Below are 9,913 nucleotides of genomic sequence, written 5' to 3'. Positions count from 1 at the left end.
ATACACCAAAGACCTCGGCTTCGACGAGGTACTCATTCCCGAGTGGGCAGCCGGGTTCTCGGCGTTTGGCTGTGGCGCAGCGGATTACGAATACCGCTACGACCAGACGACCAGTATCGACATCGATCCGGACCTCTCGATGGAGGAGGCAGCGGCGACCGCGGGCGAGGCGCTGACGGAGGTCTGGACGAACCTCGAGCAGAAGGTCGAAAACGAGTTCGAGAACAGCAATATCGGCCGCGACGAGATCGAGTTCCAGTACAACATCCTCGGCCAGTACCAGGGCCAGCTCAACAGTATCGACATCGAGTCCCCGGTCGGGCGCGTCGACTCGCCGGAGAAACTCGAGCAACTGCTGGACACGTTCGAAGAGGGATACCGCCGGCAGTACTCCGAAGAGGCACGGTCGCCGGAACTCGGACACACCGTCACGCAAGCGTCCGTTCGCGGTGTCCGGGACGTCGTCAAGCCAGAGATCCCCACAGAGGAGCTCCAGGGACCGGAGCCGCCTGCAGACGCCTACAAAGATACCCGAGAGGCCTACTGGGACGGCGAGTGGCTAGACACGGAGATCTACGACCTCCACGCGCTCCAGCCCGGCAACGAACTCAGCGGCCCAGCGATCCTCGAGGGCGCTGCCACAACCTACGCGTTGCCACCGGATTGTGAGACCCGGTTAGACGAACACCGTGTCCACCACCTCACCACGACCGAATAGCGCGGCAAACCGCTTTCGTACGGAGATGCATCTGCCCGTCTCCGTGACCGCCGCTTTCGCGGTCGGTCGACCGGTGTGGCAGGTGCACTGTACGAGCCCGCATCTGGCTCTGAACAGATGTGACGAATCCAATACACCATGAGCACGGAACCAGACGAGGGGGAAAGCTTCCCCCGGATGCGACGCGAGAAGGAAACGGTTCGAGAACAACAACAGGAGGGTGTCGGCATCGGCTGGGATGGCCAGACGCTTCGCGAGCAGTTCGAAGCCCTCGAGGAGAAGACTGAAGGGACGGGCCACTACGCCGGCTTCGAGAAGCTCGAGCTGAAACAGGACAACCCGATCGAGTACGAGCAGATGTTCGCCCAGCTCCGTGGCGACCTCGTGAACGCCCGTGAAACCTCGAAGGAGGTCGCGGCGACGCCGATCGTCGAGCAGGAGGGTGAACTCTGCTACGGCCTCTTCACCCCGGAGGGCGACTCGATCGCCGTCTCGACGGGGATCATCGTGCATATCCACACGATGAGCGAGGCGATCAAGTACATGATCAACCACGATTACGAGGAAAGTCCCGGCATCGAGCCCGGCGATATCTTCGTGAACAACGACACCCACGTCGGTGACGTCCACGCGTGCGACATCATGACGCTCATCCCCATCTTCCACGACGGGGAGCTCGTCGCCTGGGCCGGCGGCGTCAATCACGTCATCGACACCGGCGCGATCGGCCCGGGGAGCATGAACGTCTCGCAGGCCTCGCGCTTCGGTGACGGTGCCTACTACACGGCCCGCAAGGTCGGCGAGGATCTCAAACTGTTCAACTCCTGGAAGAAAGATTACCCGGACAAGACGCGAACGCCTGACTTCCTGAAACTCGACGAGCGGACGCGGATGACTGGCTGTCTGATGATCCGCGATGCGGTCAAAGACATCATCAACGAGTACGGCGTCGAGCAGTTCAAACAGCTCTCGCGGGAAGCAATCGAGGACGGCCGCCGGGGCTTCCGGAACCGCATCAAGAAAACGATGCTTCCCGGTACCTATCGCGGTGCCTCGTTCGTTGACGCCCTCTACGAGGGCCAGGAGAACCTGACCCGTGCGTACGCGAACGAAAACCACCTCATGCACGCCCCCTCGGAACTGCACGTCCGGGAAGACGGCTCGTTTCAGGTGTCCTTCGAGGGCGCGAACAAGTGGGGCTGGCATCCGTACAACTGCACGCCTGCGGCAATTCAGGGCGGCATCTGGGTGATGCTCACCCAGACGGTGATCCCGAACTCGAACGTCAACGACGGCGCGTACTACAGCTGTGACTTCCACCTGCCGGTCGGCTCGTGGGCTAACACCCAGAACACGGAGACGGCCCACGCCTACGCCTGGCACTTCCTCGTGTCGGCGTGGGCCCCACTCTGGCAACACCTCTCGCGGGGCTACTACTCGAGAGGGTTCTGGGAAGAGATCAACGCCGGGAACGCCAACACCTCGAACTGGCTGCAGGGCGGCGGGATCGACCAGTTCGACAAACTGCACGCCGTCAACTCCTTCGAGTCGGCCTGCGAGGGTGTCGGCGCTCGATACGTCGAAGACGGCGAGCCCCACGCCGCGGCCATCTGGAACCCCGAAGGCGACATGGGCGACGCCGAGGTTTGGGAGATGACCGAGCCGCTGCCGTTCCTCGGACGGGCCGTCAAGCCCAACACTGGCGGCGCGGGTCGTCGTGCAGGTGGTGCCGGCTTCGAATCCATGCGGACGGTCAAAGACGTCAGCAGGTGGTTGCTCTACGAGATGGGCAACGGCTACATGACCAGCGACGGCGGCCTCTTCGGTGGCTACCCCGCTGCGTCGGGCTACATCCTCAATGCCCAGAACACCGATCTCGAGGAGCGCTTCGAGAACCAGGACGACTACCCACAGCACGACCTCGATCCCGAAAGCGGCGACTTCGAGTCGAAGATCAACGGCGACATCACCCGCCGGCCGGAGGGGATCAGCACGCCCAAGGAGTTCGACGACTACGACATGTACCTGAACTACCTCCGCGGTGGCTCGGGACTGGGCGATCCCCTCGAGCGCGATCCCGAGGACGTCGTTGCGGACATCCACGACGGCTACGTGCTCCCACGCCACGCCAAGGACGCCTACGCCGTCGTCGTCGAGAAAGTCAACGACGAGGCAAAGCACAACTCCGCCGTTCAGGGCGAGTGGGAACTCGATGCGGAGGCGACCGAGGAACTGCGTGAAGAGCGGATGCAAGAACGCGCCGAGACGGCCAAGCCAGTCACGGAGTGGTACGAGGAGCAACGCGAGCGAATCCGCACTGAGAAGGACCTCATCGACGACGTCAAGAAGACCTACGAGAGCAGCATGCGGATGAGCAAGCAGTTCGCCGAGTTCTACCACGAGTTCTGGGACCTGCCCGAGGACTTCGAATTCGCGCTGAGCGAGAAGGCGGAGAAATCCCTCGAGAACCGATTCAAGACCGGTCTCAAACAGAAGTGGGACAACCCGACGAAGGGCCATGAGACGTGGCTCGGCGTCGGCCGCGACGATGAACCGGAAGTGCCCTACACCTGGACGGCCGACCGGACGATTCAGGACCTGCCGACACCCGATGCATCGTTCAGTGACATGACTGCGGAACCAGCAACGGACGACGACTAATACGAGGTGACTACCAATGCCAGAATCCTACCCACGCGAACACATCGAGGACTTGGTCGACGACAACTTAGAGTGGAATCAGCTGCACGACATGATGAGCGACTTCAAGGACGCGGACCGCTTCCAGCAGGTCCGTGATGTCTTACAGGAACGGGTCGACTGGGACGACCCGATCATCATCCCCTACGCGGACCACCTGTACGTGGTCGCGAAACCGGACGGCCGCTGGGTCATCAAGTGCGACTGCGGCCACGAGTTCTGTGAACACGACGAGAACTGGAAGATGGATGCGCTGATCAACGTCCGCGACTCCGAGGAGGAATACCTCGAGATCTATCCCGAAGACATGCACCCGCATCCCGATTACATGGAGCTGCGGGAGTTCTTCTGTCCGGGCTGTAACACGCTGCTCGAGGTGACGAACGTCATGCCGGGCTACCCGCTCATCCACGAATTCGAGCCCGACATCGAGACGTTCTACAGCGAGTGGATCGAGGAGCCGATTCCGACGGCGGAGCCTGAGTCGGCGTAACCTTCTGAGCGATTCCTTTCCGTTCTGTGCGATCCGATCATCACGTGACAGATTATGCTAGATAAAAGCACACCAACGCTCACACAGCTCTATGACTCGGTACTCAAGCGGTACGAGACGGCACCGGCCATCTCGTTCGGGGGTGAGACGCTTACCTATGGGGCCCTCGACGACCGTTCGGCGCGGCTTGCCAACGCGCTCGTCGATCTCGGCCTCGAACCGGAGGACCGGGTCGGGCTCTTGCTCTCGAATCGCCTCGAGTACCCCATCGCGGATATCGCACTCGCTCGCGCAGGGCTCGCGAAGGTACCGCTAAACGACATGCTGTCGGCCGACGACATCGAGTACATGCTCGACAACAGCGACGCCAGCGCCGTCATCGTCGGCCCGGCGTTCAGCGAGACGATCCAAACAGTCGCCCCGAACGTGCCGTCGCTGGACCTGATCGTCACCATCGACACCGCGGCCTTGCCTGCCATTGGAGACGACCATCACGTCGCACAACTCGAGGACCTCCTCGAGACGGCGGCCCCGGAACCGCCGGATGTCGACGTGTCGACGGACACCTTGGCCGGGGTCTTTCACACGGGTGGAACGACAGGCGATCCAAAGGGGGTGAAACACACCCAGGAGAACCTCGCGTTGAACGCGCTGGCACACGCGATCGAACTCGACATCCAGCCGCGAGACGACCTCCTGTTGATGACGCCGCTGCCCCACTCGGCTGGCCTCATCATGGCTGGTGGCTTGACACAGGGGAGCTCTCACGTCATCACGCAGGGATTCGACGCCGAACAGGCCCTCGATACGATCGAACGGGAGGCCATCTCGTGGACGTTCATGGTTCCGACGATGATCTACCGCGTCCTCGACGTGCTCGTAGACCGCGAGTACGACACCGCGTCGCTCGAGACGCTCGTCTACGGGGCGGCCCCGATGAAACCGGCGCGGCTACGCGAGGGGCTCGACGAACTCGGCGACGTCTTCGTGCAACTATACGGCCAGTACGAGACGCCGGACCTCATCACCGTCCTGCCGAAGGCAGCACACGACCCCGACGACGAACGACGGCTCTCCTCGTGTGGGCTCCCGACCGCGATGTGCGAGGTGAAAATCGTCGACGAGGACGGCGAGGAAGTCCCACCTGGTCAGCCGGGAGAGATCCTCGCCCGTGGAGCCTACTCCATGGAGGGCTACTACGAACTGCCAGAGAAGACCGCCGAGACGATCGAGGACGGCTGGATACACACCGGCGACATTGGCAAGCGAGACGAGGAGGGCTACGTCTATATCGTCGACCGCGACTCCGACGTCATCATCAGCGGTGGGATGAACGTCTACTCGGTCACCGTCGAGGACGTCATCCAGCAACACAAGGATGTTGCGAACGTCGCCGTCATCGGCGTCCCGGACGACGAGTGGGGCGAGGCGGTCAAAGCCGTCATCGTCCCGGCTGACACCACGATCGACCGGGCCGATCTCGAGTCGTTCTGTGCCGATCGGCTCGCCGACTACGAACGCCCGAAATCGTTCGACGTCGTCGACGAGCTTCCGACGACGCCGTACGGCAAACTCGACAAGAAACGACTCCGCGAGCCCTACTGGGACGACCAATCACGGGAGATCAGCTAACGATGGTTTCCAAGATCGATCACCTCGGCATCCTCGTCGACGACATCGAACGGAACCGAACGCTGTTCGAACAGCTTGGTCTCGAGGTCGGAGCTATCGAACGGGTGCCATCGTTCGGCGTTGCGATCGCTTTCATCCGGGTCGGCGAGAGTCTGGTCGAACTCGTCGAACCGGTCGACCCGACCACTGCCCTCGCAGCCGCTCTCGAGGGGGCAGACCAGACGGCGATGCTACATCATATCGCCTTTCGTGTCGACGATATCGAACAACGACTCGGAGAACTCCAGCGTGCTGGCGTGGCCCTCGCAGACGAAACGCCGCGTCAGGGTGCCGGCGACGCGTCCGTCGCGTTTCTCGAGCGGCGAGCTGCCAATGGGGTTCGGGTAGAACTCGTCGAGCGTGAAGGAGACTTGACAATACGCTGATTGGAATTGTTGAAATGGTATGGGTTTTTATGAGAGGCCCACATATGGCACCCACAGCCGTGGCAATTGCCAACAATACCATCCCTGTTGAAGGTCGTACTGATATACTAATTGACAATTCTCAGCAAACGCTAATCAATGCCTGCATGGATTCGTGACGGTCCGTCGCTAGGGGGAATGCGAATAACTGCTTTCGAGGCGAGAGACGGCGAGAGAATACGATAAAGGGATGCTTCGAATCGAATTCCAGATCGAATTGGCGGGGATCTCGTCACACCTGTTCGATATCGACGAGCCAGTCGTGAGCGTCGAAATCGACAATGCGCTACCGGTCTCGGGGGATAAGGTATTTCTTTTCTTATCAGTTCAATTTGATTCTGAAATCACAGTAGGCCGATTGTCGGATGAATTGTCAAACATAGAGGTGGTCGACGTCACGCAAGCGGAACTGAACCATCATATCTACTACTTCGGTGTGATGGCACACCTCTCCGACGCCTCCGTTCTGTCGCTGTTGACCGAAACCCAGGCGATCCCACACCGAATCGTCGGAAAGAACGCTCATCTCGAGGTGATGGCGTCCGTTCGCGATTGGAACCATCTCAAGGAGGTCGCCGACGCGATCGAAACGGAACACGGGTCGCTCGAGTTGCTCGGCACGACCCAGACTGAGAACATCGGCTTTCCGCTCGGGGGCAACAAAATCAAGCAGAGCATGACCGGGAAGTTGTCGGAAGAACAGTTGGAGGTACTGGAGACGGCTTACCAGATGGGTTATTTCAAGGTCCCACAGGAGGTGACAGCTGAGGAGATCGCGAGCGAATTAGACATCAGTCGATCGACACTTTCTGCGCGCCTTCGCCGCGTTGAGCACAACTTCTGTGCACTGCTCTTTGGTCCCCAAGAATGACGACGATCATCATCATCAAGTCGGTTGACCATCACGCATCCGTCCGAGAGATCCTCGGATCGGTCGTCGATGACGGTGAACGAGTTTACTTTCTCAGACTGCCGACTGTACAGTGTCTCGGTCCACTCATTCAGGAAGTAAACCCCATGATCAACTATGGGGTAGACTATACGATCACCCCGCTTCCTGAAGGATACGACGTATCCACGCTCGTCGAGTTCGCGACCGAATTCGACGCGAATCGAATCTGTATCGGCATCTCCGACCGAACGCTGACTGGCAAGGCGCGGATCGACGATCTGACGCAATCGATTTTGCTCCACAACGACATCTCGGGCGATTTCATCGTCGGCGAACACGCGATCATTCTGGAGGAACTCGAGTATGGTGACTGACTGTACGAGACCGCCGCGAATCCGAGTTGCCTTCCGAACACCCGTCTGTCGAACCTCCACATCACATAGCGATTCATGAGTCCATCCGATCGAACCGACGAACGGCGTACTGAAGCACAGCGTGAAAAAGAAACGGTTTGGGAAAAGCGAAAACGCGGCGAAGGGATCGGCTGGAACGGCCGAACGCTCCGCGAGCAGTTGGCCGAACTCGAGGACAAAACGGAAGCGACGGGTCACTACTGTGGCCTGTCGGAGCTCACGTTGAAAAACGAGGATCCGATCCGATACGAACAGCTGTACGCGCGGCTTCGTGGCGACCTCGTGACGGCACGTGAGACGTCGAAGGAGGTGTCTGCGACGCCGATCGTCGAGCAGGAGGGTGAGCTGTGCTACGGCCTCTTTACTCCTGAAGGGGATTCGATCGCCGTCTCGACGGGGATCATCGTCCACGTCCACACGATGAGCGAGGCGATCAAGTTCATGATCAACCACGACTACGAGGAGAGCCCCGGTATCGAGCCGGGTGACATCTTTGTCAACAACGATCCCCACGTTGGCGACGTGCATCCGTGTGACCTCATGACAATTATTCCCATCTTCCACGCGGGAGAACTCATCGCCTGGGTCGGCGGCGTCAATCACGTCATCGATACCGGTGCGATCGGCCCAGGAAGTATGAACGTCTCGCAGGCGTCGCGCTTTGGCGACGGTGCCTACTACACGGCCCGCAAGATCGGCGAAAACTTCGAACTCTACAACTCCTGGAAGAAGGAATACCCTGCCAAGACACGGACACCGGATTTCCTCAAACTCGACGAGCGGACGCGGATGACTGGCTGTCTGATGATTCGCCATTCGGTCAAGGAGATGATAGCCGAACACGGGGTCGAGACGTTCAAGCAACTCTCCCGTGAAGCCGTCGAGGACGGTCGTCGAGGCTTCCGAAACCGGATTAAGAAAACGATGCTTCCCGGCACCTATCGCGGTGCTTCGTTCGTCGACGCCCTCTACGAGGGTCAGGAAAACGTCACTCGCGAGTATGCCCAAGAAAATCATATCATGCACGCTCCGTCGGAACTCCACGTCCGAGAAGACGGGACGTTTCAGGTCTCCTTCGAGGGCGCGAACAAGTGGGGCTGGCACCCATTCAATTGTACGCCGGCTGCGATACAGGGCGGCATCTGGGTGATGCTCACTCAGACGGTCATTCCAAACGAACTGGTCAATGACGGCGCTTACTACGCCTGTGATTTCCACCTGCCGGTTGGCTCGTGGGCCAACACCCAGAACACGGAGACAGCCCACGCCTACGCCTGGCACTTCCTCGTGTCGGCGTGGGCACCGCTCTGGCAACACCTCTCACGAGGGTACTTCGCCCGCGGCTTCTGGGAAGAAATCAACGCCGGAAACGCAAACACGTCGAACTGGCTGCAGGGTGGTGGTATCGACCAGTTCGACAAACTGCATGCCGTCAACTCCTTCGAGTCGGCCTGTGAGGGTGTCGGTGCCCGCTACGTCGAGGACGGTGAACCACATGCCTCGGCGGTCTGGAACCCGGAAGGAGATATGGGTGACGCCGAAGCGTGGGAAACAGTCGAACCGCTTCCGTTCCTTGGACGGTCTGTCAAACCGAATACGGGCGGTGTAGGCCGCCGGGCAGGCGGTGCCGGCTTCGAGTCCATGCGAACGGTCAAAGACGTCAGCAGATGGTTGCTCTACGAGATGGGCAACGGCTACATGACCAGCGACGGCGGCCTCTTCGGTGGCTATCCTGCTGCGTCAGGGTATATCCTCAACGCTAGAAACACGGATCTCGAGGAACGCTTCGAGAACCAAGACGACTACCCACAGCACGATCTTGACCCCGAAAGCGGTGACTTCGAATCCAAGATCGACGGCGAGATTACCCGCCGCCCGGAGGGGATCAGCACGCCCAAAGAGTTCGACGACTACGACATGTATCTGAACTATCTCCGTGGGGGCTCGGGGCTCGGTGATCCCCTCGAGCGCGACCCCGAGGACGTCCTCGCGGACATCCACGATGGCTACGTCCTGCCCCGCCATGCAGAAGACGCCTACGGCGTCATTGTCGAGAAGGTCGACGACGAAGCAATGCATAACTCCGCCGTGCAGGGCGAGTGGGAACTCGACGCGGAAGCGACCGAAAAGCGCCGTCGAGAGCGGCGCGCAGAGCGAACCGAGAAGGCACAGCCGGTCTCAGAATGGTATGCACAAGAACGTGAGCGAATTCGCAACGAGGATGACCTCATCGACGACGTAAAAAAGACCTACGAGAGTAGCATGCGGATGAGTACGCAGTTCGCCACCTTTTTCCGTGATTTCTGGGAGCTACCGGACGAATTCGAGTTCGACCTCAGCGAGAAGGCACAACAATCACTCGACAATCGTTTCGACTCCGGACTCCGTCCGATGTGGGATAGCCCCACACGGGGACACAAAACGTGGCTCGACGTTGGTGACGAACCGTACGTCCCATACACGTGGACTGACCGCTCTATTCGGGACCTCCCTGGTCCGAAATCGACGTTTGGTGACCGGGAACGAGCGGCTGATGATGACTAACGTGAACGCGACGGCTGCCAACTGTGGTGTTGCTGCGTGCTGCGTCCGAGATCTGTG

Annotated in this window: 7 protein-coding genes and 1 pseudogene; all 8 read left to right on the top strand. The window is 60.0% G+C overall.

The genetic code is table 11. The features are described 5' to 3' along the window. Window positions 1-718 (top strand): annotated as a pseudogene (locus BDK88_RS19020) (hydantoinase/oxoprolinase family protein); the annotation flags it as partial. Window positions 719-856: 138 nt separating this feature from the next. Further along, window positions 857-3,379 carry a hydantoinase B/oxoprolinase family protein gene (locus BDK88_RS19015; protein ID WP_130501719.1) on the top strand — a complete coding sequence of 841 codons (2,523 nt, stop codon included), beginning with the start codon at window positions 857-859 and terminating at the stop codon, window positions 3,377-3,379. Window positions 3,380-3,395: 16 nt separating this feature from the next. Continuing rightward, window positions 3,396-3,911 (top strand): acetone carboxylase subunit gamma, encoded by a 516-nt coding sequence (locus BDK88_RS19010; protein WP_130501718.1) that lies wholly within the window; start codon window positions 3,396-3,398, stop codon window positions 3,909-3,911. Between the two features lie 54 nt (window positions 3,912-3,965). Continuing rightward, window positions 3,966-5,543, top strand: coding sequence for an AMP-binding protein (locus BDK88_RS19005; protein ID WP_130501717.1), 1,578 nt, complete (start codon window positions 3,966-3,968; stop codon window positions 5,541-5,543). A 2-nt stretch (window positions 5,544-5,545) separates the two neighbouring features. Continuing rightward, entirely contained in the window at window positions 5,546-5,968 is a 423-nt protein-coding gene (locus BDK88_RS19000; RefSeq protein WP_130501716.1) for a VOC family protein, read from the top strand. 229 nt (window positions 5,969-6,197) lie between these two features. Continuing rightward, complete coding sequence (locus BDK88_RS18995; protein WP_130501715.1) at window positions 6,198-6,878, top strand: helix-turn-helix domain-containing protein; 681 nt, start codon at window positions 6,198-6,200, stop codon at window positions 6,876-6,878. Further along, window positions 6,875-7,273: a hypothetical protein gene (locus BDK88_RS18990; RefSeq protein ID WP_130501714.1), complete on the top strand. Its 399-nt coding sequence runs from the start codon at window positions 6,875-6,877 to the stop codon at window positions 7,271-7,273. Before BDK88_RS18995 ends, BDK88_RS18990 begins: the two co-directional genes overlap by 4 nt. Window positions 7,274-7,348: 75 nt before the next feature. Further along, entirely contained in the window at window positions 7,349-9,856 is a 2,508-nt protein-coding gene (locus BDK88_RS18985; RefSeq protein WP_130501713.1) for a hydantoinase B/oxoprolinase family protein, read from the top strand. Window positions 9,857-9,913 lie beyond the last annotated feature (57 nt).

It is taken from the genome of Natrinema hispanicum, from assembly GCF_004217335.1.
Taxonomy (GTDB): domain Archaea; phylum Halobacteriota; class Halobacteria; order Halobacteriales; family Natrialbaceae; genus Natrinema; species Natrinema hispanicum.
The sequence above is the reverse complement of the archived record's forward strand: the minus strand, read 5'-3'. Positions and strand labels throughout refer to the sequence as shown.